Origin of the sequence: Shewanella olleyana (genome assembly GCF_023283825.1) — a bacterium.
In the GTDB taxonomy this organism is placed as follows: domain Bacteria; phylum Pseudomonadota; class Gammaproteobacteria; order Enterobacterales; family Shewanellaceae; genus Shewanella; species Shewanella olleyana.
This window is the reverse complement of the sequence record NZ_JAKILD010000019.1, coordinates 14845-41246: the sequence shown is the minus strand read 5'-3', so window position 1 is coordinate 41246 and position 26402 is coordinate 14845. Positions and strand designations below refer to the sequence as shown.

31 protein-coding genes and 1 pseudogene are annotated in these 26402 nt (G+C 39.3%); 16 read left to right on the top strand and 16 right to left on the bottom strand.

From position 1 onward, the window contains the following. The first annotated feature begins 67 nt into the window (after positions 1–67). On the top strand, positions 68–469 hold the full coding sequence (locus L2735_RS14095; protein WP_248985320.1) for a hypothetical protein: 402 nt from the start codon (positions 68–70) through the stop codon (positions 467–469). Positions 470–593: 124 nt separating this feature from the next. On the opposite strand, the gene L2735_RS14090 is transcribed toward L2735_RS14095, so the two are convergent. From L2735_RS14090 to L2735_RS14070, 5 genes are all read right to left on the bottom strand, one after another. Continuing rightward, positions 594–806, bottom strand: coding sequence for a hypothetical protein (locus L2735_RS14090; protein ID WP_248985319.1), 213 nt, complete (start codon positions 804–806; stop codon positions 594–596). Next, positions 784–1002: a hypothetical protein gene (locus L2735_RS14085; RefSeq protein WP_248985318.1), complete on the bottom strand. Its 219-nt coding sequence runs from the start codon at positions 1000–1002 to the stop codon at positions 784–786. Before L2735_RS14085 ends, L2735_RS14090 begins: the two co-directional genes overlap by 23 nt. Positions 1003–1011: 9 nt before the next feature. Then, a complete protein-coding gene (locus tag L2735_RS14080; protein ID WP_248985317.1) occupies positions 1012–1419 on the bottom strand; it encodes a hypothetical protein in 408 nt (135 codons plus the stop codon). 50 nt (positions 1420–1469) lie between these two features. Continuing rightward, positions 1470–1811: a hypothetical protein gene (locus L2735_RS14075; RefSeq protein WP_248985316.1), complete on the bottom strand. Its 342-nt coding sequence runs from the start codon at positions 1809–1811 to the stop codon at positions 1470–1472. A gap of 128 nt (positions 1812–1939) precedes the next feature. Continuing rightward, a complete protein-coding gene (locus tag L2735_RS14070; protein WP_248985315.1) occupies positions 1940–2191 on the bottom strand; it encodes a hypothetical protein in 252 nt (83 codons plus the stop codon). Between the two features lie 1143 nt (positions 2192–3334). Between L2735_RS14070 and L2735_RS14065 the strand changes: the two genes are divergently transcribed. The 4 genes from L2735_RS14065 (at position 3335) to L2735_RS14050 (ending at position 5555) form a co-directional block, all read left to right on the top strand. Continuing rightward, positions 3335–3523 (top strand): BRO family protein, encoded by a 189-nt coding sequence (locus L2735_RS14065; RefSeq protein ID WP_248985314.1) that lies wholly within the window; start codon positions 3335–3337, stop codon positions 3521–3523. A gap of 475 nt (positions 3524–3998) precedes the next feature. Then, a complete protein-coding gene (locus L2735_RS14060; RefSeq protein WP_248985313.1) occupies positions 3999–4181 on the top strand; it encodes a hypothetical protein in 183 nt (60 codons plus the stop codon). Between the two features lie 387 nt (positions 4182–4568). Further along, positions 4569–5282 carry a hypothetical protein gene (locus L2735_RS14055; RefSeq protein ID WP_248985312.1) on the top strand — a complete coding sequence of 238 codons (714 nt, stop codon included), beginning with the start codon at positions 4569–4571 and terminating at the stop codon, positions 5280–5282. 9 nt (positions 5283–5291) lie between these two features. Further along, positions 5292–5555, top strand: coding sequence for a hypothetical protein (locus L2735_RS14050; RefSeq protein ID WP_248985311.1), 264 nt, complete (start codon positions 5292–5294; stop codon positions 5553–5555). Positions 5556–5925: 370 nt separating this feature from the next. On the opposite strand, the gene L2735_RS14045 is transcribed toward L2735_RS14050, so the two are convergent. The 3 genes and pseudogenes from L2735_RS14045 to L2735_RS14035 all read right to left on the bottom strand — a co-directional run. After that, positions 5926–6543: a hypothetical protein gene (locus tag L2735_RS14045; RefSeq protein ID WP_248985310.1), complete on the bottom strand. Its 618-nt coding sequence runs from the start codon at positions 6541–6543 to the stop codon at positions 5926–5928. Between the two features lie 251 nt (positions 6544–6794). Continuing rightward, the gene (locus tag L2735_RS14040) at positions 6795–8393 is read right to left on the bottom strand and encodes a recombinase family protein (protein ID WP_248985309.1); all 1599 of its coding nucleotides are present in this window, start codon (positions 8391–8393) and stop codon (positions 6795–6797) included. Positions 8394–8463: 70 nt separating this feature from the next. After that, positions 8464–9021: pseudogene (locus L2735_RS14035) on the bottom strand (metallophosphoesterase); the annotation flags it as partial. 481 nt (positions 9022–9502) lie between these two features. Here L2735_RS14035 and L2735_RS14030 point away from each other — a divergent pair. Next, positions 9503–10507, top strand: coding sequence for a glutathione S-transferase family protein (locus L2735_RS14030; RefSeq protein WP_248985308.1), 1005 nt, complete (start codon positions 9503–9505; stop codon positions 10505–10507). Between the two features lie 50 nt (positions 10508–10557). On the opposite strand, the gene L2735_RS14025 is transcribed toward L2735_RS14030, so the two are convergent. The 3 genes from L2735_RS14025 to L2735_RS14015 all read right to left on the bottom strand — a co-directional run bounded on the left by L2735_RS14025 (position 10558) and on the right by L2735_RS14015 (position 12701). Next, the gene (locus L2735_RS14025; protein ID WP_248985307.1) at positions 10558–10785 is read right to left on the bottom strand and encodes a DUF3389 family protein; all 228 of its coding nucleotides are present in this window, start codon (positions 10783–10785) and stop codon (positions 10558–10560) included. Between the two features lie 98 nt (positions 10786–10883). Next, a complete protein-coding gene (locus L2735_RS14020; protein WP_248985306.1) occupies positions 10884–11366 on the bottom strand; it encodes an FKBP-type peptidyl-prolyl cis-trans isomerase in 483 nt (160 codons plus the stop codon). A gap of 120 nt (positions 11367–11486) precedes the next feature. Then, positions 11487–12701, bottom strand: a complete 1215-nt coding sequence (locus tag L2735_RS14015; protein WP_248985305.1) for a lytic murein transglycosylase — start codon at positions 12699–12701, stop codon at positions 11487–11489. A gap of 218 nt (positions 12702–12919) precedes the next feature. Here L2735_RS14015 and L2735_RS14010 point away from each other — a divergent pair, with 218 nt between their 5' ends. Next, positions 12920–13279: a DUF2750 domain-containing protein gene (locus tag L2735_RS14010; protein WP_248985304.1), complete on the top strand. Its 360-nt coding sequence runs from the start codon at positions 12920–12922 to the stop codon at positions 13277–13279. A gap of 292 nt (positions 13280–13571) precedes the next feature. Further along, the gene (locus L2735_RS14005) at positions 13572–14213 is read left to right on the top strand and encodes a hypothetical protein (RefSeq protein ID WP_248985303.1); all 642 of its coding nucleotides are present in this window, start codon (positions 13572–13574) and stop codon (positions 14211–14213) included. Positions 14214–14327: 114 nt separating this feature from the next. Here the strand turns inward: L2735_RS14005 and L2735_RS14000 are convergent, their stop codons facing one another. After that, a complete protein-coding gene (locus L2735_RS14000) occupies positions 14328–15272 on the bottom strand; it encodes a chemotaxis protein CheV (RefSeq protein WP_248985302.1) in 945 nt (314 codons plus the stop codon). A 247-nt stretch (positions 15273–15519) separates the two neighbouring features. Between L2735_RS14000 and L2735_RS13995 the strand changes: the two genes are divergently transcribed. The 5 genes from L2735_RS13995 (at position 15520) to L2735_RS13975 (ending at position 19301) form a co-directional block, all read left to right on the top strand. Further along, positions 15520–16056 carry a lipocalin family protein gene (locus tag L2735_RS13995; protein ID WP_283104649.1) on the top strand — a complete coding sequence of 179 codons (537 nt, stop codon included), beginning with the start codon at positions 15520–15522 and terminating at the stop codon, positions 16054–16056. Between the two features lie 102 nt (positions 16057–16158). Further along, positions 16159–16707, top strand: coding sequence for an LON peptidase substrate-binding domain-containing protein (locus tag L2735_RS13990; protein WP_248985301.1), 549 nt, complete (start codon positions 16159–16161; stop codon positions 16705–16707). Between the two features lie 630 nt (positions 16708–17337). Continuing rightward, complete coding sequence (locus L2735_RS13985; protein WP_428848316.1) at positions 17338–17916, top strand: sigma-70 family RNA polymerase sigma factor; 579 nt, start codon at positions 17338–17340, stop codon at positions 17914–17916. Continuing rightward, positions 17909–18610 carry a ChrR family anti-sigma-E factor gene (locus L2735_RS13980; RefSeq protein ID WP_248985299.1) on the top strand — a complete coding sequence of 234 codons (702 nt, stop codon included), beginning with the start codon at positions 17909–17911 and terminating at the stop codon, positions 18608–18610. Before L2735_RS13985 ends, L2735_RS13980 begins: the two co-directional genes overlap by 8 nt. Before the next feature lie 517 nt (positions 18611–19127). Beyond that, the gene (locus L2735_RS13975; RefSeq protein WP_102527949.1) at positions 19128–19301 is read left to right on the top strand and encodes a hypothetical protein; all 174 of its coding nucleotides are present in this window, start codon (positions 19128–19130) and stop codon (positions 19299–19301) included. A 300-nt stretch (positions 19302–19601) separates the two neighbouring features. Here L2735_RS13975 and L2735_RS13970 read toward each other — a convergent pair whose 3' ends face one another. Then, on the bottom strand, positions 19602–20675 hold the full coding sequence (locus L2735_RS13970; RefSeq protein ID WP_248985298.1) for a 1-aminocyclopropane-1-carboxylate deaminase/D-cysteine desulfhydrase: 1074 nt from the start codon (positions 20673–20675) through the stop codon (positions 19602–19604). 277 nt (positions 20676–20952) lie between these two features. On the opposite strand from L2735_RS13970, the gene L2735_RS13965 reads away from it, so the two are divergent. Further along, positions 20953–21366, top strand: a complete 414-nt coding sequence (locus tag L2735_RS13965; protein ID WP_248985297.1) for a YccF domain-containing protein — start codon at positions 20953–20955, stop codon at positions 21364–21366. A gap of 248 nt (positions 21367–21614) precedes the next feature. On the opposite strand, the gene L2735_RS13960 is transcribed toward L2735_RS13965, so the two are convergent. After that, positions 21615–22073, bottom strand: coding sequence for an EVE domain-containing protein (locus L2735_RS13960; protein WP_248985296.1), 459 nt, complete (start codon positions 22071–22073; stop codon positions 21615–21617). 1 nt (position 22074) lies between these two features. Then, the gene (locus tag L2735_RS13955; RefSeq protein ID WP_248985295.1) at positions 22075–22986 is read right to left on the bottom strand and encodes a LysR family transcriptional regulator; all 912 of its coding nucleotides are present in this window, start codon (positions 22984–22986) and stop codon (positions 22075–22077) included. A gap of 237 nt (positions 22987–23223) precedes the next feature. Between L2735_RS13955 and L2735_RS13950 the strand changes: the two genes are divergently transcribed. Beyond that, a complete protein-coding gene (locus tag L2735_RS13950; RefSeq protein ID WP_248985294.1) occupies positions 23224–24384 on the top strand; it encodes a homogentisate 1,2-dioxygenase in 1161 nt (386 codons plus the stop codon). Positions 24385–24466: 82 nt separating this feature from the next. After that, positions 24467–25507, top strand: a complete 1041-nt coding sequence (gene hppD, locus L2735_RS13945) for a 4-hydroxyphenylpyruvate dioxygenase (RefSeq protein ID WP_248985293.1) — start codon at positions 24467–24469, stop codon at positions 25505–25507. 113 nt (positions 25508–25620) lie between these two features. On the opposite strand, the gene L2735_RS13940 is transcribed toward hppD, so the two are convergent. Next, positions 25621–26316, bottom strand: a complete 696-nt coding sequence (locus tag L2735_RS13940; protein ID WP_248985292.1) for an RluA family pseudouridine synthase — start codon at positions 26314–26316, stop codon at positions 25621–25623. Positions 26317–26402: the final 86 nt, after the last annotated feature.

Here is a 26402-nt window from a genome sequence, read left to right as displayed (position 1 = left end):
GTCTTTTGCTATGGCGTTGCAAATAACCCTACTGATATCATGGTTATTATTGTTATAGGGGGTGAAGATGGAAACAGGCGTAAACTTTAAGCACTTTGAGGCAGTGTTTAACCCTACTCAATTACTCGATGTGTTCGGAGAAGGTAACGTATTCACACTTTTGGATAAGTGCTTTGCTATTCAAGTGGTCAAAGGTGTTTATCAGTTTCACTTCTTCAAGCGAACCAAGCGTAAAAACTGGGAAGGTACAGACGATATAACAGATAACCTGATAGACATTGCGACCTATGAAGCTATGTGGATGCACTGCGATAGTTTAAATGAAGGTCATGCCATTGTTAGCCCTTTCATGGTAGTTGCACCACCACTAAACACCGTATATTCGACAACCTCCTCAAGCATTCCATTTCCTGTTGCACCCAAAAACTATGGCAAAGTTGATTACATCAGACCACCAATGGTCTGGTAAACCTGCAAATCGTGCATGCCGAATTGGCCTGCACCTGCTTGATTCTTCATGACTCCAAACTTGCGCGTACGATGAAATGCCAAGAGCGGTAAATCACCGCCCCTTCAGATAACAAAAAGGATGCCTAAGCATCCTCAAGATGAGCCAGTAACAGCTTAATAAGCTCATGGTCAGCAGGAAGCTTTTCAGTGCGAGGCTTAGGCTCCTCACCCTTCCTATGAGTTCTGACCCTGAGGTTGTATGGTTCCAGCATTTGGGCTAATGCAGCATTAAGCAACCTATCAGCAGTACCTAAAGAGATAGTTATGGTTTTCTTATGTTTGTACTTCTGGCTCATAAGCCTCAGCCCTCTTAAACGCTTCTGTAAGGGGAGAACTCCCATCAAGCAATTCAATGTATGCCCCAACAGCTAAACACCACAATTCATGTATGAGAGACTCTGGTACACCCAAATGAGCAGATACATCAGGAATGGTCATGCCGTGGATGGTCATTAAGTCTAATGCTTCTTTATGCTCATTTGATAAAGCCATAACCTACCCCTATCTGATTTGAATTAGTGTACTAATTGCTTTGTTCAGCGCCTTAACTCTCTCAGGAGAAAGGGAGCCATGAAGCTCTAAGTATCCGTGTATGGACTCAAGCGCTTTAGGTAGGTTATTTGATACATCAGGCTCATCAATAAACCTAAATGCCAAACCATAAGCTACAACAGTCAGGTTCTTGATATCGTCTACTGTGAGTGTTCGAGTGAGGTCAGTGGTCAGTTCATCTAACAAGGTATACCCTAACTCTCTTTGCTTAGAGCTCAAGGTCACTTCATCAATGATGGATTGTCTTTCAACGATGGTTTCAGTTAGATGCTGCTCAACAAAGGTATTAAGGTCTAACTCGGGGAATAAGTGAGTAAACATATTAGCTACTTCACTTGGGATATTAACTTGCTTCATGGTTTGTTTCCTTGAATTAAAGTGTGACTTCCTGCCTGATGGTTAGTTGTTTATGAGCTCTGTTTAACTAAAGCTTTAGCCTCGTCTGTTGCTAAGTAGCGTTGAATAGTAGCTGTACCTTTACCTGTTTGAACTGCAATCTTTGCATTGGTAAGCCCTTCCGCCTTCATCTTAATGGCATCTCCCTTCCAATCAGTTGGTGCTTGTAGTTGTGACTCAAGTTCTTGGATGCGTTTGTGTGCATCTGCAAGTTCAATCTGTAATTTGGCTGACTTCATAGTTTCTTCCACCTGACTCTTTAGTAAACGTAAAACAGTACTTACCTTCTTAGAGCGACATACCACATCAATATCTAATGCGCTTACCGAAGTATCCTTAAGTATTCTAAACATTGGCGAACTATCAATAAGGATGTTCAGTATGGTTCGTATCTGCTTTCTCTCGCTGTCGTATACATTTCGTTTGCAGACCGCTTTAGCCCATCCTCTACTTAGGTTGAGAGACTTAGCTAATCCCCACATTAAATCCATTGATGATAAATCGGGTCGGATAATCGCTGCTTCAAGTAACCCCTCCACTTATCCTCATCAAGAAACTTATTAATCTGCGCCTTGGTAACACGTCGCTTACGCACATCAGCAAGCATAGCGTTAGCTAATAATTCTTGTTGTGCCGTAGTCATAGTAAGAGATAGGTCTTTTTGCAATGCCGATATATCAATACTACCCTCTGCTTCGTTAACTCCATCGGGTAGTTTAAGGTGACTTAACATGCTTATCTCCTTGGTTGTAAGGTGCGGTGATAGTATCAATTATATCAATTGAGTCAATAGTTGTATCAAATGATTTACTCAAGGCTAAAAGTATCAAATGATACAAGTGATACATTGTAGTCAAATACCCCCGCAAGCCTTGCTGTGTAAGGCTTTCAGTGTTTTAGGCTCTTAAGGTAAGGGCGATTTAGTATGTAGGTAGGGGTCTATTAAAAGAGAATGCATATACACCCTCTTACCAACTTCATAGGGTTTTGAGTCAAAAAAGAGGTCGGTTATTTGATATTTAACTTTGGGGTGTCACTTTTGGCACCAGAGAAAAACATCTAACCCTTACACCTCAAGGGTTGTAGAGCATATTAGGAATTACTAAGGGTCATTTTCCCCTAATAAGAAACATATATATAGGGGAATTTGCAGAGGCTTTGCTTTTGTCTCACATTGGAGACAATTATTCGAAATAATCTCACATCGGAGACAGTGCAGCTTAATTGTCTCGGATAAGGGAACCACATAACCACACCCACCACACACCAGTACCACATTCGGGACGGGTGAAGGGTTCGAGCGCAGCGAAGCGAGCGCGGTTCCTAAACCCTCAATGCCGAATTGGTACGTCATACATCGTAGATATAAATCTATTTAAACCATCCTAAAACTCATTCTAAGCAATGATATTTAGTTGAAGGTTAAATGGTATTAATTGGTGATTATGGACGCTTACAACCACTCCCCTGCACTTCACTCAATCGAGGTCAGTCGCTCCGCTCCTTCACATTCGTTGAGCTTGCACAGCGTAGTGTTTGACGCTTGGAGGGAGGGAGAAGCGAGAGAGGTTTAAAGCTACCTGTAAGGCTTTTCAAGGGCTTTTAAGGTAAAAGCAGTGCAATGATAGCCATTTAGGGCTAAAACCCACTACAGAGGCTTGAGGAGGCTCTTAAGGTTATGTTATAAATCAGAAAAACTTACATTAGGGCTACATGCTATGAACCATCAGAAGCAACCCAAGGCTGAATCTTGTGATTACTACATGAATGCCTTCAAAATTACTTATCGTGCTGCTCAGAGACTTAGAGAAGGCTTACTTACCTCATCTAAAGTACATATCAGACGCAAATACTTGGATGAAGCGTTACAGTCTAGATGCGCTTAACCTTTGGCAACCTAACTGCAATCGACAAAGATGGGGGACCATGGTTTGTTGGTAAGGAAGTTGCTGAGAAGTTGGGTTACTCGAATGCCCGTGAAGCAGTCAGAACCCACTGTAAAAAGGCTAAAGATTTAGGGGCGGGATTCGCTCCCCTAAGCCATCAGGCCAAAATGGGATTTTAGAAAGGGTCAACCAAATTGGATACCCCTAAAGGAGTGCAGTAGCCAGACACTGCAAAAAAGGGGTTCCAGTAGGGAGCATGAAAAACGTACCCCTTAACCACAGCCCCGATTCAGGGTAATGCAAAAGGTAAAAAGCTGAAACCCGTCCAGTAGACGGGTCTGGTCAGAGGCAACGATTCGTTATCCCCAAATGGGATTACCCTTGACTCAACACTTAAGTGGTATATAGTCTACATAACACTTAAAACAATAGAGAAGAATCATGAGCAAAGGTTACGGTAAGACACAATTGGCAATCCTTGAGAACTTAAAGCATATCGGTATAGAGGATGGATACGATTCATCAATCGGCTACATTGCATATGACATAGGTATGAGTCAGCCTTCAGTAAGCAGGGCTATAAAGAGATTGGTGCAAGATGGTTTGGTCTTCACTGAGCGTAGATTAAGCGATAGCACTAATGGAATGAGTTACATGACCACATTCGTTATCCATGCCGACAATGTGGAACTACGTAACCAGTACATTAAGGATGAGGAAGATGCATCTGCGGCAACAAAGGCACGACAACGGCAGGCAGCACTACACAGAGGTGTTGATATCTCGGTTATTCAAAGTGAAGGCATAGCTGCGGTATTTGATAGGGCATTCAGTTAGGGCAGCAAAGGTTTGTGCTCACCTATGAGAGGGCAGATTTGCCCTCACCTCTGGAACCCCTGCACCATAAGGGTTTGAGGAATTACCGATTAGAATCCATGGTTCAATCGGAGATTTATATTAAACTTTCTTTCTCAGAAAAATCATGCACTTAACTAAAACCTACATGATACCTACAACTATCCTTCATCGCAGACCACTTGTACTATTCATCTCAATGGAGCGATAAGGGCGACTAACCTAGCTGTTAGTTAAGAGGCTTTATCCCATCCTTTACTTAACCTGAGCAGTATTAGCATTCAGGCCAATCAGTAATAAGCCGTTGGGCTTAACCTGTAACAAGGTTGATTGGTTCCTAATTGGATTAAGTACAGGAGAACCTTTCAAGTGAATATCCAAACACCAATACTTCAAGAACAAACAATGACCTCGTTGGACTTCCTCAACATCATCATTAACCCTGCTCGTTTGGCAGAAGGTGAAAATAAAGTTCGCAATAACGAGTTCATGAAGAAAGTAGTGGACGAGATAGACGATTTAGTGACGTACGAAAAAACCGTACGTGGAAATATTGTACTATTTGCCAACCTTACCCAAGACCAAATGATGTTAGTTGGTATGCGTGAATCGAAAGCTGTACGTAAGAAAGTACAGGCCAAGATTAAAGAGTTTGAGTACATCACATCACCATCAGCAATCCTTGGCTCGATGAACTCAGCTCAACTTGGTTTGCTTACTAGAGAAGTTCAGCAGCGTGAGATTACAGAGAAACAGTTAGAGCTTGAACGGAAAGAGAAGCAACGCATTCAATTAAGTTTACCTAACTTGGCTAATGACCTTCGTAAGCATGTAGTTAACCCTGATTCATCTTTTGCAGCTTTAGCGGTTGATGCTCCTAGCGATATTGGTAAACAGCTTGGTATCTCAAGAGTTAAGGTTATCACTGCTCTTGTTGATTGTGGTTTGATGGATTTTAACCACGATGTGCCAGATATTGTAAGTGTTTCTGGTTTAGGTCGTAACGACAAGAACGGCACAAGTCGATGGAGTCACCTTCTTATTTCATACCATCCATTCAGAAAGTCATTAGGTTTAATTTAGGGGTAAGCAATGCCATTTATACAAGTAGAATGCTCGAACCATGCCGAAGTTAGTAACGCTTTAGTCATGATGGACAAACAAGGTATGCAGTCAATTGATATGCTTAACTTCTCAAATCCTCATTTAGTAAATGAGTATGCTGAAATGTTAGCAACAAGAATTATGACTTCTTTTAATGAAGGTTCGGCTATTGTCGAAGTCATCAACAAAGAAGAACGAGTTAGCACTCTTTGTGCTCCAGTGGAGTTATATAAAAGATTGTTAGACGTTTAGAAACTAAAAAGCCTTACCCGATTAAGGTAAGGCCACAAACAAGTTAGATAAGTTAGAGCAAAAAGACTTTAACAGATGCTACAAAAAGATTAAACGCTAGGCTTAACTGTAGCAGAACACTTTTGGACAAAAATGAGTTACGACATCCTGAAAGCTTCCATATTTCAAAAAACCTAAGCTATAAAAGTACGAGTATTACCTACGAACAATTTAGAAGTTTATGTAATTCACTTCACTACTGCCGCCAAAGGGAATCGGCACAGTGCACACCTTAAAAGCGTAAGTTCTTACGCCGATATTTTCTATATAAAGGTATCACTCGGGCTTGTTCAACACTTGGGATAAGGACGCGGCTGCGCGCGGCCTATCCTTATTCGTTAGGTTCTTTTTCAATTTGCTTTGCAACACCTTTAGCTTTGAATACTATTTGATTTTGTTCGTTAACTGTAGGCGTAAACCAAACGATTACATCGCCAAACTCTCCCGTTGCATGGGCTGTTAATGTAGGGCTACCTAATCCATCTATTAAATAATCTACCGAACTCACATCCAGCTTACCAATCAAGCCATTAACACGAATTTGGTTCTCATTAATTTCATCAGACGAGATGCTTTTAGTCAAATATCTTGTTAATTGCTCAGGTTGATTAAGTACTGCATTTGGGTTTGACACTTCGGCACTAACAATAGCCAATTGTTCACTATTTTCATTGGAAATGGATGTGTAGTCAGGGCCATTTGGTGTTTGAGTTATTGAAGGGCTAACACTGTAACCAATGAAAGCCCAAAGAACAGCTGTGGACATAGCTACAGAGCCACTTCCCCGTGAAGTAACCTTAAAGCTCCCCCATTCGATTAGCTGTTTGTCTTTAGGGTCCGTGTCATCATTTTTGTATACTTGAAATCCCCAATATGCGACAACTAACCCAATAAAGAAACAAACTAACATTCCTATTCCGTTAAAAACTATAACCCCTAAACCTTCCATTACTCTCTCCTTAGAGCCTAGCAGTTTATTCAATAGCAGCACGATAACTTTCCAAGCTGCTCAATCCATGCAGAAAAGATATCACTGTTAAGTGATTGTTGTAAATCTAATATGTTTTTCAAATACTTTAGCGATATTCAAAATACAACCATAGAAAGAATGCGTCTTTGCTTATGAGGTCTGCGCAGCACTTAACCAAAATGACAGTTAAGGTCGAAAACTGCATTGTGAAGCGTCCGATTAGGTATAAGCTAATACGGCTTAACCATTTTATCTAATAGGTGTACTAAATGGTTAAGCTTTTCATCTTCATTTGGTGTTGCCAAGTAATGACCATCTGCATTAACCGCAATTACCCTTACAGTGCCATTTCGTAACAACACCTTCAGGCTGAAATCTTTAGTGCCTTTGAACTTCAACACTTCCATTCTCTCAACAGTATTCTGTATTAGAGTTCTCAACTTCAATCTATCTTCATGGTGATAGTCTTGCGTAACTTCTTCTTGTTGCTGGCTCCACTCATTTAGAATTTCATCATCATCTGGAATAGCAGAACCAATGAGGTGAGATTTAAGTTCAGCCTCTTTATCTTCAATCTGAGTTTCTAATTTGGTCATGGCTCCAAATAGTGACTTAGGCAACTCCCCTGCTTCTGCTGCCTCAACATACTCATTTAAACGCTGTTTAAGAGCCTCTAATTCGTTAGCAATACAATCAGATTTATCTGGCTCCAAGTCCTTGCTATGAGCTTGTTTGAGGGCATCTTGAACCAGTATGAATAGGTGCTTGTCTAGTATTCGGGCATCACATGAAAAACCTGTACAAGTTTTAAGTGTCAATTGGGCTTGGCAACTGTATGACATTTTATCTCTGGTATGGTCGTAAGTAACCCTTGTAGGTGAGCCACAGTGAGCACAGAAGGCAACACCTATACCAGAAGCCAATGAGACTACTTTTTTACCTACCCTTTTTTTATGTCGCAACTGTTTTACATGTTGCATCTGTAGCCATGTATTTTTATCAATTGGTGCAGGATAGTAGTCTGGCGTTTCTGTGCCATTGAGAGAAAGTGCCCCATACAGGCTTATGTGCTTATGAAACCTAGCAGCAGAGGCATAGCCCCAATTAGGCTTACCTTTTGGCTCAGGGTGATTCTCATTAAGCCAATCTAAAAGTGCTGTAGTGCCATAACCATCTAATAGTAGCTGGCTCATTTGTTGTACGACTTTAAAATAATAATCATGAGGGCGCACATATCCACTGGACGCATCTAACCAAAAAGGTAAGCGTCCAACACCAATCCATCGTTTATACCCGTCTGCATCGGTATCAGTGCTTTCAAGCTTACCTTGATATGCTTTCGTCGTTCTAACTGACTTCTTTTTAGATTCTTCATTTGCTACCTGAAAGGCAATGAGTGACATAATCAAATTAACGAATAGATTAGGGTCACCTTTCTCATATAAACGTCCATCAATGGCCGTGTATACCTTCACATGAGCAGTAATGATATTAAGCAGTAATGATGCTGCTTCATCTACTTCAGCCCTTGAAAGCCTATCTAGAGCGAATACAACAATGATAGAGCCTTTGGCAATAGAGCCATTATCAATAAGGGATAGAATCTTGCCTAGGTCATTCTGTAAGTGTTTACCATGATATGCAGACTTACCGATATCGCTAAATGAACGAGTATCTAAAGGCATATCATAGGTAACACTGAGCGTATTTAGTAACTCGTGGTTATTCTGTTGGCTTAAGCCTGTACCTTGAGACTGTTTAGCACTACTGATACGGGAATAATTAATGATAGTTGGTAGGTTTGGTAAACTTTGATCTTCTTTGTTCATATTTATTGTCGTAAATATACATTAGGTGTAAAGAACAGGCATATTAAACATAAACAAGGTTTCTTTCTAGTACTTTTGGTGTATCTACAGTAGTAAAACCAATAATAGCAACTTTTAGACCGTTAATTTCGAATACGCGGTATGGTTCAAAGTAGCGTTCTTCAGCGTTTTTGTCGTAGATGTTAGCAGCAAGCATTGGGAAGTTAGCTAGCGTTGCTTGCATATCTAACGTGCTTAATGGGTTATCAAACTCATGGTTACCTACAGCCATTGCATCATAGCCAAGTAAGTTCATCCCAACAAAATCAGGGATAGCTTCTTGCATGTCAGATTCAGGTACACCTGTGTTAATATCACCGCCTGATAAAAGAATCGTTTCGTTACCACGGCCCTCTACTTCAGCGCGAATTTGGTCAATAACCGTTTTACGTGCAGCCATGCCATATTCACCGTCGCCGTTTTCCCAGAAACGACCGTGGTTATCATTGGTATGAATAACGGTAAAGCTAGTACAAGCATCACCAGCAGCTTCACATGCAGTTTGATCGTTATCATCGTCACTGCTACAACCAGACAATGCTGCGATCACAGCCGTTGCCACTAATCCTTTGTATAAAGTGTTTTTCATTATCTAACCCCTAATCAAAATATTTTTATAGTTACGAGCTACCCAGCTCTGCGTTGAATGGTAGCAAACACTGGACTATTTATATGGCATTTTAATTACAGAATGTGATATTTAACCCAACAATAACAATAAGTTGCCATTACAATTACATTCACAACAAAGACAATGATTATTCGGTTTTCAATTAGCATACACCTTAACTAAAACAATCAATTAATATGCTAGTTAAGCTTTTATTTACTCATCATTTTAATCAAAACAGCTAACTAAATTGATTGTCTGTTTATACAAACATCCACAGTTGCCTTTTACATTTAGAGCTGAGTCACGATTTGACATTTTTACTGCATGATGTAGTTCAAATTTATTCAGCCTACAAACCTTTCAAATTAATCGAATGAAAGAGACTAATTTATGAGGTTTTATTCGATTTAACGCTAATTTATGATTGTTTTTTAGCATTCATCGGTAGAGGGTTTATATGGGATTATTACAGAATGGTCAGTGGGTTGATCAATGGTATGCCACCAAAGAAAGCGGCGGTAAATTTCAGCGAGAAGATGCCCAATTAAGAAATTGGATCACCGAGGATGGTCGTGCAGGCCCTACTGGTTTAGCCGGTTTCAAAGCAGAATCTGGTCGTTATCATTTGTATGTTTCATTAGCCTGCCCTTGGGCACATCGCACGTTAATTTTCCGAGAGTTAAAACAGTTAACCGAGCACATTAGTGTCACAGTTGTTGAACCTCATATGCTATCAAATGGTTGGGAGTTTAAAGGACCTAATCAGTCAGGTAGCGCAGTAGCTATTGATGGTGCACAAGTCGATCCGTTATTTGCTAAAGACTTTATGTATCAGATATATCAACAGGCTAAGCCTGACTATAACGGACGAGTGACGGTGCCAGTATTATGGGATAAACAGCAAAATACTATAGTGAGCAATGAGTCCTCTGAAATCATCAGAATGTTTAACTCAGCGTTTAATCACATCACCGGTAATACAGAGAATTACTATCCGTTAGATCTTCGAACAGAAATAGATAAATTGAACGAACTTATTTATCCCAACATCAACAACGGGGTTTATCGCTCAGGTTTTGCCACCACGCAACAAGCCTATGAAGAAGCTGTTGTGCCATTATTTGATACGCTAGATACTTTAGAAGCTTTATTGGCTAACAAGAGATACTTGCTAGGCAGCCAAATCACTGAAGCTGATTGGCGCTTATTTACAACGCTTATTCGTTTTGACTGCGTGTATGTGGGACATTTTAAAACTAACTTACGCACGATTGAATCTTATCCAAACCTGTCGGGGTATTTACGCGACTTGTATCAGCAACCGGGTATCGCAGCAACGGTTAATTTTGAACATATTAAGCAGCATTACTATTTTAGCCACCAGCAAATTAATCCCACACAAGTGGTCCCAGCTGGCCCTATCATTGATTATATGCGCCCGCATAACCGAGGTAGTTTATAAGTCGTTAATAAGAGGCTCTAATTTAATGACTGATAGCACCAGAATGAACATTATTCTGGTGCTATGCCCATAACCTCAATCACTTCATAAAACTGCTGGTTATTATCGAGTTGAATACTCCAGCGCACCGCCCCCGCATCTGCAATAAGTAATAATCTGTCAGCAATACACTTCATATCATCAACCATTGCGGTTAATACAATATTATTCACATTTAAACGGCATTGTACTTCAAATGGGGTGACCACTAATTTGCCTTGTGAATATTCAATAATCATTAATACATTCCAGCCTAAAAATATAAAATCCCAAGTGAATTAATCACTTGGGATTATCATTGTTACATCAGTGTAAGTTAGCTTAACGCTTTGCCAAATTAGTGCTGATGACCACCTTCACCATGTGAGTGACCGTGAGCAATCTCTTCATCAGTCGCTTCACGAACATCAACAACTTCAATATCAAATGTTAGTTCGCGTCCAGATAAAGGATGGTTAGTATCGATAGTTGCCATGAACTTACCGACTTTAACCACAGTGACTTGGCGCTGTCCCTGTTCTGTATTAACGATCGCTGGCATTCCCGCTTTCCACACTTTCGCACCTTGTAAATGCTTAACAGAAACACGTTGCTCAGCAGCTTCCATACGCTCGCCATATGTATCAGCGGCAGGAGGCGTTACACTGAATTTTGCACCAGTTTCTTTACCTGTAATAGCATCTTCAATACCTGGCATCATGTTGTCATGGCCGTGCAAATAAGCGATAGGCGATCCGCCCTCGTTAGTTTCAATCACTTCACCTTTCTCATCGCGAAGCGTGTAGTTGAAACGTACAACCATATTATCTTGAGCTGTCATCGAATGTCCTTAATTTACTTCGATTTCAATAATTGCCGCAGCTTAACAAATCGTCTAACGAGCTGCTAGCAAAAAGCCGAGTTAAAATCGGCTTGAATCTATATTTACAAAAACTAGTGGTTAATTACTGAGGTTCATTCCTAATGCAGTAAAGGTTTTTTCATCAGGGAACCCATCAGCTACTAGATTTTTACTACGCTGAAAAGCTTGCACACCCGCTATTGAGTTTCTGCCTAATACTCCGTCAGGTTTACCAACATCAAAACCTAACTCATTAAGCTTAGCTTGCATCACTTTAATATCACTGCGGTTAAACATCCCATGCTCTGGCGCACTGACATGAAGCGGCGCAGCGCCATTAATTCTATCAGCCAAGTGCCCTACAGCAATGGCATAAAACTCTGAGCGGTTCCAACGCATGATCACATCAAAATTGTCGTAACCTAAAAATGCAGGCCCAGTATGACCCGAAGGAACATATAACGATGCTTCCATATCAGGGGTTGATAAAGGTTTACCGCTTGTTTGGGTGATATTCATCTCTGCCCACTGCGTTAATGGTTGTGGATGCTTACGGCCCAGATATTGGTAGTCATAATCTGCAGGTAAACTGACTTCTCGTCCCCAACGCTCATTTGCCTTCCAACCTAACTGTTGTAAAAAGTTCGCCGCTGAAGTTAAAGCATCTGCGGTGCTGTTCCATAAATCGACTTTGCCATCACCGTCACCATCAACAGCATATTTAGCATAATTAGTCGGCATAAATTGAGTATGCCCCATAGCTCCGGCCCAAGAGCCCACCATTGTGGCATCATCGAACTGATACTTTTCTTTCAGTTTTAATGCCTGCATTAACTCATTAGTAAAATAGTTACTACGGCGAGGATCGCACGCTAATGTGGCTAAAGAGTTGAGCACAGACATCTTGCCTTTATAGCCGCCAAAGTTAGTTTCCAGTCCCCAGAACGAAATAATATATTGACCAGGAACACCATACTCTTTGGTTAATTTATTTAATAACTCACGGTTTTCAGCAAGTAAGCGACGACCTTCTTTCACACGCCAATCGGTAACACGTTTATTAAAGTAATTACCAAAGGTCTGACTAAATTCAGGTTGTTGATTATCGAGTTCAATCACTCGGGGAATAAATTTAAGGTTAGCAACACTGGTATTGATCGTTTGTTCAGACAAACCTTCACTGCGAGCTTTGACTTTAAGCTTATCAACACATTGAGAAAAGTCGTCAGGCGCTGCAATCGATTGAAGACTAACAAAGCAACTAGAAACTAATAACGCTGACTTAATAAACGGGGAAAATTTAAAACGCACCATAAATGAATACTTCTACAAATAATGACTGTCCACATCGTGACTGATAGCGATTCAGGAAACAAGAGCCTTTAAGTCTTAAATATTGAAAATATGTGTTTATCTGGTTAATTTCAGTTCATGTTTGCATTGATATTGTCACATTAGCTTAATAGTGTTTTGTATTGATTAGAGTTACCGTATAATCGTCACGTTAATTGAATTCATCAAAGAGACTAATCATGATTGAACAAACCCCAGCTGTTGCAAGCTTTATTGAGAACGTTAAAGAACATCAAGTCCTTTGGGGCTTAGCGGATGAAACAGGCGAAGGTTGGGTTGTATGTGACTCTTCTGAATTTGAACAAACAGATGTCATGCCTTTATGGTCAACTGAAGCTGCGGCTTCAAGCCATTGCACTGAAGAATGGGCTGAGTACAAAGCGGTTAAAATTAGCCTAAATGAATTTTTAGAGTACTGGGTTGGCGATTTAAATGACGACGGCGTACTCGTTGGTTTAGATTGGATTGCTGATGAAGAATGCATCGAAGTCGACCCAATTGTATTAGCTAAAGAATTAGTTGATGTAGAAGCTGAGTAATCACTTCTTATTCAATTGTTATAGCAAGTAACGGCTATACATTAAGCTGCTAAGAGACGTAAATAATACGAAACTCGGGCAGCTTTTTTATTGAATGACTATTTAATACCAATCAGCATAAGAATGTGATCATTCTTACTGGTTAAAATCGCTTATAACTTCGTTAGAAATTTTGTAGGTAGAGCAACTAGCTAGCTGTAATTCCAGCCTTGTTCTAAGCGATTTTCTCTACGCAATATCTGATCACTTATTTATCCAGATTGGTATAACCTGAATTTTGCATAGGCTTGTTGTGAATAATCTACCTCCTTTAGTCGATATCCCTTTTGACCTTCGCCATCAATGTTGGTTTTGTGCAGAACCGTCAAATGACGTTTTTAGCTATTATGCGAAACCAAGTACGCCGCATCCTTCTTTGACTTTGCCAGCCTGCACTGAATGTGCAAGGTTAGCTAAAAAGAACCAGCTCACCTCAATATGGGATTGCCGCGATGCTGTAAAAGATGAACTGATGCGGATTTATCACAAAGATTTAGCTATCGGTATTAACTGGACCGAACAAGAGCTAGCAGAGTCAGGCTTTGATTGCAGAATTCTGTCAGGCTTTAAAGAAAGTGCGTGGATGATGTACAACATTGCTAAAGGCCGGATTAATGCTAAAGGGTGGCCGTTGGTACTAAATGCAGTGGACATAGAACAAGGCTATAGTGCTCAGTTTGAATTCGATGGCTTAACCTTTAACTCGCTCACCAAAGCCATTAATCACTATTGCGACACCTTAATGCTTAACAAACACTTGTTATGTGAGCTTTTGAATATTGTCGGTAAAGAGAAGTTTGCCTACGCGGTAAGACTTTGCAGAATGAATATCGGTATCACCCGAGAACATCAAAAGCTTTTATTACAGCAAGTACAGGAAGAGTTTGAGCAATAAAAAGCGGTATAAAAAAGGCTAATAACTCAGTTATTAGCCTTTAGTTTTAAATTGAGGCAGATGGATTGAAGCTTAGTTATATGAGTTATGACTCCGTGACTCATTACTCATTACTCATGAATCTAAAAGAGTCTTTAATCTTTTTTGTACTACACCCACTAATAAGTCTGGTTGAAACTTAGAAATAAATTCATCACAGCCCACCTTTTCAACCATAGCGTGGTTAAAACTGCCACTCAATGACGTATTCAGCGTAATATACAAAGAAGACATACGGCTATCCGCTCTAATCTCAGAAGTTAACTTATAACCGTCCATTTCAGGCATTTCAGCATCGGTTATCATCATAAGCAGTTCAGATGTCACGTCTTTACCGTCATCCGCTAAACGTTGTAATAATTGTAATGCCTGTAATCCATCAGAGGCTTCAATAATTTCAATCCCTAACTGGCTTAGGGTATCTCTAACTTGTTTTCTTGCCGTTGAGGAGTCATCAACAATCAGCACTTTCTTACCCGGCATATGTTGAGCTAACTGCTCATCAAGTACCCCTTCAGATAAGCTAATGTCGTAATCAATAATCTCTGCCAGTACTTTCTCGACATCAATGATCGACACTAAACGCTCAACATCATTATCCAGCAACTTAGTGATAGCCGTTAGGTAATTATTGGCACCTGCTGACTTTGGCGGAGGCATGATATCGCTCCAAGTCATATTAACAATGTGCTCGACTTTACCAACAAGAAAACCTTGTACACTGCGGTTATATTCAGTAATGATTAAATTACAATCCTCAGATACAGGCATTGGGCTAAAACCGATTGCACCACGCAAGTTAATCACCGGAATCGACATTCCACGAATATTGGCGACACCGCTGATATTGTTATTACTGCCAGGTAACGCACTTAAAGGAGGTAACTTAACCACTTCTTTGACTTTAAAAACATTAATCGCAAATAATTGAGTCGCACTTATTTTGAACAGTAGTAATTCCAACCGGTTCTCACCCACTAGTTGGGTGCGTTGATCTACAGTATCAAGAACTTTCTTCATTGTTATGTCTCAGTTAACTCAACATCGATTTCTATAAATTATAAATGATTCAAACAAAAAAACTGCTGACTTTATCTTAATAAAGCTACTTGATGTCAAAACAATCGTTTTTTAGTATAAATTAACAACAATCATCATTTTATTAAGATCTTATCGGCACGAAACCCCGTATCATTAGCTATTAATCAATAAGCCATATTTAAGGCTTTGAATCATCAGGTAAACATCCCTATTAAAAGGAAATAAGATGCGTACAAAAACAGTAAAAATAATCGCTTCTGCTTTATTACTTTTATCTACCAGTGCCTGCACTATGTTAGACACCAAAGTTGCTGTTGTAGAAGACTTTAAGCTCGATAACTACCTAGGCACTTGGCATGAAATAGCACGATTAGACCATTCTTTTGAACGCGGTTTAACCCAAGTTACAGCTACCTATTCATTAGAAGGCGACAAAGTAGTGGTAATTAATAAAGGTTTTTCGGAAGAAAAGTCAGCTTGGCAGCAAGCTGAGGGTAAAGCCTACTTTATTGAATCAGATAATATCGCCCGTTTGAAAGTTTCTTTTTTTGGCCCGTTTTATGGCGCATATCAAGTTCATGATTTAATCACAGATGCACAAGGTGAATATGTCGCGTCATTGGTCATTGGCCCAAATAATGAATATGCCTGGATTTTAGCGCGAGATAAGGCAATTTCTGCCGATGTTAAACAAGGTTTTATCAATAAAATGATAAAACTAGGCATCGAAGAGCAAGACTTAATATGGGTAAAACAAAACTAAATGATTATTAGTGATCATAGCCAAGTTCAATCTCGTATACATACTTGATTTAACAATAAACCTTGGCTCGATATTCGAGCCAATCATCATATAGGTGCTGTTATGATTTTACCCTTGTTTCCATTATCCATTTGTTTATTGCCACAGGGTTTTACCCAACTCAGAATATTTGAGCCTCGCTATAAACGCTTAGTCACTGAGTCATTAAAATCTGGCGAAGGTTTTGGTTTATGCATGCTTAACAGCCAAAATGAACTCATGCCTATTGGTACTTGGGTACATATTATCGACTTTGAAATGCTAGAAGATGGTTTACTCGGTATTAGTATTGAAGGACAGCATCGATTTAAAGTGAATAGTTTCGAAGTTGAACCTGACGGTTTGAAGCGCGGCGATGTGAGCATTATTCCAGACTGGCCAAGCCGTGACTTAGTCGACAATCAGCAATACTTGAGTGAATCATTACTGCAAATTTTAGAGCAATACCCGACTCATTTATCTCATTATAATAAGCAAGACTTTGATAACATTTCATGGGTTTGTCAGCGTTGGTTAGAAATCATGCCTATTACAGCTGAAGAAAAATACCAATGTATCAATAGTCACAACCACGAAATGACCCAAGAATTGATTTCAAGCATCATTAAGTAATGGTGCTTAAGTCCTCATTCATTCTCAAAGATTACTATATATCGCTTTTACCTCAGTTTAGTTTTACATACAGGCATCACCTATACCCAAACAACCTGGAGATGCTCGATTTCAGCAAGAATTTACACGCGTTTAGGCAAGGCATTGATTGCGGGTAATGGTTATTCCCTTTTCAAAATCAATAACGCAGCATAAACGCGTGTAAAAATTGCCCTCAGGGAGTTTCACCGTGTTCCCACTACGTTGTTGCGCTAATTTATAAGGTACCTACATTACCGCATTAACGCGCCTAGTATTGAAAACACGGTGAAGCTCTGAAACACGTATCTTCAAGTTGTTTGGGTATATAAACAGGTAACGAAAAAAATAAAAAAATTGTGATCTTTTCTACTTAACGCCCGTATTAAGGCATAAGTGACTCGTTTGAGTTTATCGATATAGATGCAAGTCCTAACAGATTTGTCCACTACATCGAATAACCAAATACCTAAGTCTTTGTCGAAGCTTTCTTTTTGAGACTTCTTTTGAAAATGCGAGTGAAAATAAATGGAAAATTTTCAATCACAATCTGTTCAAAATCGTTATGATAAAAGCATGTTATCTAAAAATACTAAAGTAATAGATACGGCTATGAAATCAGACGATACCGATAAAAACGAAGCACAATACCTTGCCCAACTTATGGAGCAAGTGGCAAACCAGCGCAGTAAAGCCGCATTTGCTAAATTATTTGCTCATTTCTCACCTAAAATCCGAGCATTTGGGGTTCAACGTCTAAGCCAACAAGGTTTAGCGATGGACTTAGTTCAAGAGACCATGACCCGAGTTTGGACAAAAGCCCATTTATATAATGCCGACAAAGCAGCAGTGAGTACTTGGGTGTTTACAGTGATGAGAAACCAATGTTTTGACATGCTACGTAAAGTGCAAAACAACCGCGAAGATGCGTTCGGTGATGATATATGGCCATTGTTTGAGTCTGATGAAAGTGATGAAACCGATAATGACTTCAAGCTTTCTGCTACGTTACTTAAACATGTTGATGATTTGCCGCCACTTCAAAAACAGGTAGTTCAAGGTATATATATGCAAGAACTTACCCAGCAAGAACTTGCTGATAAGTTAAAAGTGCCAATTGGTACCGTTAAATCTAGATTAAGACTCGGCTTAGAAAAGTTAAAAGGCTTCATGGAGAAACATTATGATTAAGTATCACCCCAATCAGGACTTGTTAACACTCCATGCGAAAGGTGAATTGCCCTTATCTTTATCAATCGCAGTTTCTGCGCACTGTGAGCTTTGCCCAGAATGTGCTGAAAAAGTCGCTGCTCTGACTATAGCGTCATCTGAAGAAAGCTTCTCACTTGCTCAATTATCTACGGATAATGGCAATATGGACGAGGTTTTAGATACTGATTTAGAAGCACTTTTAGCTGACATGATGTCAGATGACACTCTTGAATCAGCAGCGATTAATCTACTACCAGCCGAAGACACAGCCCCAACACGTGCTGTTACAAACATCAAAGGACAAGATTACACATTACCATGGGCTTTTAGACAGCAAATTAATAATCAATGGCAAGGTATAGGTAAAGTCAGTCGCCTACGATTAGAGACGGGTGAAGCTAAAGCCAGAGCCAGCTTATTACACATCGCTGAAAATGGTGAAATACCGCAACATAGCCACAAAGGTGAAGAGCTAACCTTGTTACTGGCTGGTGAGTTTAGTGATGAATACAACACTTATACCGCAGGCGATTTTATGGTGCTTAATAGTGAACATGAACATAGCCCTAAAACGATTGAAGGTTGCTTGTGCTACACAGTCGTTGATGCTCCACTTTATTTTACAAAAGGCATAAGTAAATTACTTAACCCTATTGGTGAATTGATTTATTAACGGATAGTTTTTAAAAATATGACAGAGCAATAGACAGTTGTACACCCAGCGTTAATTGTAACTATTGCTCTTGTTTTACACTTTTAGATGAATAAGCAATCAAAAAAATACTGATTAGTTCACCTTTTAGCCTGAAACTGTTTTATTTTAAAAAAAATGTATTGCTATATAAAAAATATACGCATATCATCCTGTATGTTATTAAGTTAACTTGTATTTATTTGTTTACCCTTCTGTTAGTCATAACCGCAACTGTAAACCCACACTACAAGTCATTCTGCTAAGTTCTACATTGTCATTAGTTTGTCATATGCCTATGTTCAACTATTCATAGCAAGTATGTTGGCGATTAAAAAATTAATCTAATAAGCCTACTTGCAAGTGTAATAAGCGCAATTAACTTAAGCACACAACTAAACCAACACACAAAGAAACTTATGCAACACAACTGCTTAAGGATATTTATTGTTATTACTTACTCACCATAAGGTGAAATTTTAAACAAGGAGTGTGGCATATGTCATACAACATTAATGGTCATGAAATTACAGTTAATTTTCCTGTAAATTCAATATCATCAAACAAAAACTCAATAGCTTTTACTGACAGCCAAGGTAAAACTAAAACAACTTTTTCAAAGCGCACAGAAGCGTTAAAATTTATGAAATGGTTGATTACGGCTAACAAGTAACACTTTCTATAACGCTTGCGTTATTCATTTGCTCAGTTACTCAATAAACATCGCTTCTCGGTATTCCATCTCACACTTACCGGACGTTTATTAGAACTGAGCAATATGAAAAGAAACCTCATCATTGCAACTTCTCATACTTCTCTAATATCACCTCAATTAAACAGCCCTTTTAAGCAACTTACTGTTTGTACTAACCCTTTAGAGCATTTATAGAGTTACACTTCTGTTGCCTTTCAAGGTATCGTCTATGATCCACAAATAAAAGTTACGCACAGATAAATTACCCACACAGATAATTTAATCCGTACCCTCTAAACCAAATTTACGTTGATACCTGGCTAACATGCTTGGGTTACCTAACACGCCGCCTTGATGCACGTATAACACTGGCGAGGATTTATCGACTTCAGGCAGTGATGTGGATGAGTTTAGAAAATGTTCAAGCATAATAAATCCCACAGGATCGTATAATAGTTCAAACTCAATGCCGCTTTGACAGACACGTTGCCACATTTGATAACACTGGCGCTCTAGCTTGCCAAAATGAAATTTTTTGCCGTTTGATACTATGTGAGGGTGATATTCTTTCTTATTAGTCAGCTGGTTAAATTGTAGCTTTAAGTAATCATCTCCACCGACACAGCTGCAGGTTAATACCTTTACACTTGGACAATGTTCATCTTTGTGCATTTCGCTCTTTTGCACAAAAAAACGCTGTAAAAATAATGCTGTTGTACCGGTTCCCGATGGTAAGAACACGTTTAAACCAATGTAGTTGTTCTCGATTGCCCAATCTAGAATTTGTTGACCAAGTTCTTCAATACCTTCAGATGCATATTCACAGCGCCCTCCTTCTGGTATATACAATTCATTAGATAAGGCTGTTTTTGATAAATGAGTAACATACTCCTCAACACTTAGCTTATCGGCATTATTATCTTTACTAGGCTTATCTGTACTGGTATTTGTACTTTCACTACCAGTACATTCAGTAATAGAGCTCTCAGCTTGCGAATTTAACTGAGGTGATTTATCTACATCAGTAGGCATTTCGATAATGTTAGCGCCATTATTAAGCGCTGCGAGATAATTTCCTTGGGGGTTTTGTTTCAAATAACTGGCAATATGATCAACATAATAGTCAAGTTGCCAACCACGCATTTTTGCTAAGGCTGCTAGCGAATGCAGAGAATTAGCCTGTGCAGAACCATAGCCAATCACTTTGGTAATATGTGAAAAGTCATTACCTAGAAAGTATTGAAACTTCCGCGCCTTATTACCGCTAAAATCAGGGTGAATAAGATCGTCACGTTTTATGAAAATTTCACGGTTTGCGAATGTCATTGATTCAACAGGCGTTACAGCAAACATCGATGTCACTTAATAAGTTATTGAAGAACTGAAAACCATTTTACCTAAAATGTGGTTAAAATCGCTATATCAAGTTAATTTCCAAATTGAACATTAGCCATTATGCGAGCTGGGCACAAAAAACTAATATTTTTTAAATTCAATTAAAACAATACCTAATAACTGAAAACAGCCTAAAAATTTCCATAATTTAAAATTTGGCATATTTCTCGCTTATTCATAGATAAGTTAACTATTTCAGTTAATAACCTATTCATATGTTACTAAGGGATTATCAATGTCAGTGTTGAGATTAATATTTAATATTGCGTGGTTCATAATGGGCGGCTTTATCATGGGACTCGCATGGTGGTTTGCAGGATTATTATGTTTTATCAGCATAGTAGGCATCCCATTTGGCCGAGCTTGTTTCGTGATTGGTGAAATGGCTTTTTGGCCATTCGGACAAGAAAATGTTAATCGTAAGCATTTATCGGGGATTGAAGACTTTGGTACTGGCCCGTTAGGAATGGTAGGTAATGTTATTTGGTTTTTATTCTGTGGGATATGGCTCGCAATTGGCCACCTAACTCATGCGCTAGCGTGTTTTGTTACTATTATCGGTATCCCTTTTGCAATTCAGCATGTAAAACTGGCTCTATTAAGCCTTACGCCGATTGGTCAGACGATTATTACCAAAGAAAGCTATTAAGCAGGATGACAAACATAAGTCGAATCAACGGATGTTTTCACCTTATGTAAAACGTAAAAGGAACTCAACTGGGTTCCTTTTTATTAACTGACCTTTTTATTAACTGACCTTTTTATTAACTGACAGTGCTTACTACCTATCTCTATACTCACTATTTCTTTACTGCCAGTTTCTTTATTGCCAATCCCTGTATTTCTGATGCCTTTAATGCTAATGGCTTTATTGCTAATGCCTTAATTGAGGAATATTTACTCAAGCTCTAGTATGTATTCAAATTCTCTTTCGGTCACAGGTTGAACGCTCAGTCTCGCGCCCTTACTGACTAACACCATATCAGCTAAATTGGGGTCGGACTTTAATTCAGATAAAGTAATGACTCGAGAAAGTTTAGCTTTAAATGTTAAATTTACCGCGACCCAACGTGGGTTATCTCTAGACGATTTTGCATCAAAATACGCTGAGGTGGGATCAAAAGCACTTTCATCAACAAAAGGAGTTGATGTCACTGTAGCTAAGCCAACAATACCAGGGACTTTGCAGCTTGAGTGATAAAACAAAACAGTATCACCTTGCTTAACTTTATCGCGCAGAAAATTACGTGCTTGATAGTTTCTTATTCCATCCCAAGGCTCAGTTTGATTATCGCATGCTGCTAAATCATCAATACTGAATGCGTCAGGTTCAGACTTCATTAACCAATAAGACATATTAGGCTCCATGTAACAGGCGCTTTTCATCGAATAAAGCGAATTCTTCTAAAATTAAGTCAGTAAACAATTGCCCTGCACGGCCTAGAGGTCTCTCGAGGGTCGACACTAATTGCGGGGTAAAACGAAAACGATGCCCGCCAGCAAAATCAACAATCGCTAATTCATTCTTATCTAGTTCTTCAGCAATTAAAAACTCAGGCATCCAGCCAAAGCCTAATCCTTTTAATAACGCATTCTTCTTCATAATAAACCCTGATAGATAAAATACTTTATCACCGCCAAACTGTAACTCATCTCGTTGCTTGGTCGGAGCTGAATCTTCAATGGTTAATTCTACGTGCTGCTGCAGCTCTGATAAACTTACAGATTTGGCCGCAGCTAAGGAGTGCAGTTTTGAACACACCAGTAAACTGGTCACAGTCGGCAATTGTTTGGCTGAAAAGTATGGCGCTGCAATATAATCTTTAACCAACATTAAGTCGGCTTTATCTCGTTCAAAGCGATGTTGTACACCACCTAAAAACTCCATATTGAGTTGGACTTTGGTAGGCACATCATTTTCTGACATACGCTTTAGCGCATTCATAATTGGCTCCATCGGCAGAGCACCGTCAATCACGAGTTCAAGTTTTGGCTCCCAACCTTCACTAAATCGACTGGCTAAATGTTCAATATTCGATAAATGCTGCAGTAATCGTTGGCCTTCTGCCAAAATCACTTTGCCTTCGGGGGTTAACTCAGCGCGGTATTGATCTCGATTAAATAATTGTATCCCTAAATGCTGTTCAAGCTTTTTGACTTGATAACTAACCGCTGATTGCGCCTTATGTAATCTTTCAGAAGCCTTTGAAAAACTTCCCTCTTCAACAAGCACTTGCAGTACATTAAATGCTTCAACATCAATTTTCATACTTCCCTCTGCCTCAAAGCCTGTTCAATTGCTGTGACACTCTTGTAAACTTTTTAATACCATCTAAAAAATTGATTGAGTTACGTGATTTATTATTCTTTTTTTTGCTCATCTTAGCAACTAAATTGATAACTAGATCACAAAGTGTTTGGTTTTAGTGCGCTAGAAAACACCAATAATAATAGCGTTATGCACGGCCAAACCGTATTCAATGAGTTAACTGGGTGAGGAGTTACTATGCCTTCTTATGTTCAGCAAGGTCAGATACCTGCTAAACGTCATATCGCTTTTAAGAAAGAATCAGGCGAGCTTTATCGTGAAGAACTATTTTCGACTCATGGCTTTTCAAATATTTACTCAAACAAATATCACCATAATATGCCAACAAAGGCACTAGCTGTAGCTCCTTATGCTGTTGACCACGGTGATGCTTGGCAAGACTCGTTGATACAAAACTATAAATTAGATTCACGCCAAGCGGATTGTGAAGGCAACTTTTTTAGTGCGCGCAATAAGATTTTCTTTAACAGCGATGTGGCGATGTACACAGCCAAAGTCACTGAAGGTACCGCTGAGTTTTACCGTAATGCCTATGCAGATGAAATCGTGTTTGTTCATCAAGGCGAAGGGAAATTACTCAGTGAATATGGCGAGCTTGAAGTTAAGCAGTGGGACTATTTAGTTATCCCCCGCGGTACGACTTATCAGCTTAAATTCAGTGATTACAATAATGTGCGTTTGTTTGTCATTGAATCATTTTCAATGGTTGAAGTGCCTAAGCATTTTAGAAATGAATATGGCCAAATGCTTGAGTCTGCGCCCTATTGTGAGCGTGACTTTAGAACACCTACATTAACAGAAGCCATCGTTGAACAAGGCGAGTTCCCGTTAGTGAGTAAATTTGGTGATAAATACCAAGTGACAACACTTGAATGGCATCCGTTTGATCTTGTTGGCTGGGATGGTTGTGTTTACCCATGGGCATTTAACATCACCGAGTACGCTCCTAAAGTCGGAAAAATTCATTTACCGCCTTCTGATCATATCGTATTCACAGCTAACAACTTTGTTGTATGTAACTTTGTGCCACGTTTATACGACTTCCACCCAGAATCGATTCCAGCGCCTTATTACCATAACAACATCGATAGCGATGAAGTCTTATATTACGTTGATGGCGACTTTATGAGTCGCACAGGGATTGAAGCTGGCTATATGACCCTTCATCAAAAAGGGGTACCACACGGCCCACAACCTGGGAAAACTGAAGCGTCTATCGGTAAAACTGAAACCTATGAATATGCCGTAATGGTCGATACCTTTGCGCCACTTAATCTCACTTCTCATGTTAAAAGTTGCATGAGTGATGATTACAACCGTTCTTGGATTGAATCATAACAATAAGATTTGATGCATCAATACGTATTTAAAACGTCACCAGAGAGTGACGCTCAGAGCAAATAAAATTAAGGAAAACACAATGGCGAGCGAAACAAATCCACTTGGTCTTTTAGGCATCGAATTTACAGAATTTGCCAGCCCAGACACTGATTTTATGCATCAAGTGTTTATTGACTTTGGTTTTTCTATGCTTAAAAAAGCAAAAGCGAACGATATTGTTTACTACAAACAAAATGATATTAATTTTTTACTGAACAAATCTAAGCAAGGTTTTTCAGCTGATTTTGCTAAATCACATGGTCCAGCTATTTGCTCAATGGGCTGGCGTGTTGAAGATGCAGAGTTTGCCTTTAACGAAGCGGTTGCTCGTGGTGCAAAACCTGCTGATGATACAGCAAAAGATATGGCCTACCCTGCAATTTACGGAATTGGCGACAGTTTAATTTACTTCATCGATGTATTTGGCGAAGTGCAAAATATTTACATTAATGACTTTGAAGATCTAGCAGAGCCAATGATTGTTAAAGAGAAAGGCTTTATGGAAGTCGACCACTTAACTAACAATGTCTATAAAGGCACTATGGAAAAGTGGGCTAACTTCTATAAAGACATTTTTGCTTTTACAGAGGTACGTTACTTTGATATCAGCGGCGCTCAAACTGCGTTAGTTTCTTATGCACTTCGTTCACCAGACGGCAGCTTCTGTATTCCAATCAATGAAGGTAAAGGCAATAATAACAACCAAATTGATGAGTACTTAGGTGAATACAATGGCCCAGGTGTCCAACATTTAGCTTTCAGAAGCCGTGACATTGTGGGCTCATTGGATGCGATGGAAGGCACAGCGATTAAGACACTGGATATCATCCCTGAATACTACGACACGATTTTTGATAAATTGCCACAAGTGACTGAAGATCGTGACCGCATTAAGCATCACCAAATCTTAGTTGATGGTGACGATGATGGTTATCTATTACAAATTTTCACTAAAAACCTATTTGGTCCAATCTTCATTGAAATTATTCAGCGCAAGAATAACTTAGGATTCGGTGAAGGTAACTTTAAAGCGTTATTTGAATCAATCGAGCGCGATCAAATGAAGCGTGGTGTTTTGTAAAAAACACTCTCTTCTTTAGATAAAGATAAAGCCCGTTGCAACCATATGCAGCGGGCTTTCTGTTTTGGTATCAGGAACATGAAATTGGCGGGATTTTAAACGGCCAACAGCAATTAAAATGGTAGTTCACAATTAATCTCAAACGACTCAAGCGAAACAGGATGAATGAAGCGCAAATAACTTGCATGCAATAACAATCTAGGTGCTAAGTCTTGAGAAACTTGATTACAATATAAATCACACCCTAAAATTGGATGACCGATATGTTGACTGTGAATTCTTAATTGATGGGTACGGCCCATTATCGGTTTAAACCTGACTTTAGTGACCGGAACCAAATCGCCCTTATCAGCACTGACTTGCCATTGGCCACGCTCAATCACCTCGAACTCTGATAAAGCAACTTTACCCGTTTCGTTACAGATTTTCATGTAAGGAAAATTATCAGTATCTTTGGCAATTGCTGCATTTATTACAGCGGAAGCTTCTAATTCTTTTGAAACGTGGCCATATAAAGTCGCATGATAATTCTTGATAATCGTTTTATCTTGAAACTGTTTAGTTAACAAACCATTTATCGATTTATTCAGCGCCACCAGCATTATGCCTGATGTGCCAAAATCTAACCGATGAACTAACGTTGCACTTGGAAAGTCTTGCACTAACCTGAAATGAACAGAGTCTTTATTTAAAGGGTTTTTACCCGATAAACTTAATAAGCCACTCGGTTTATTGATCAAAAGGAGGTGTTCATCCTGGTAAAGGATTGAAATCTGTTCGTCACAAGGTGGGGCTATAAATTCGGTCATTACAATCTTAGGTGTATAGTGAGGCAAGAATGGTAATAAAAAGGTAGCCATTAAGCTACAATTCAAACTCAATCCAATGCCCTTTA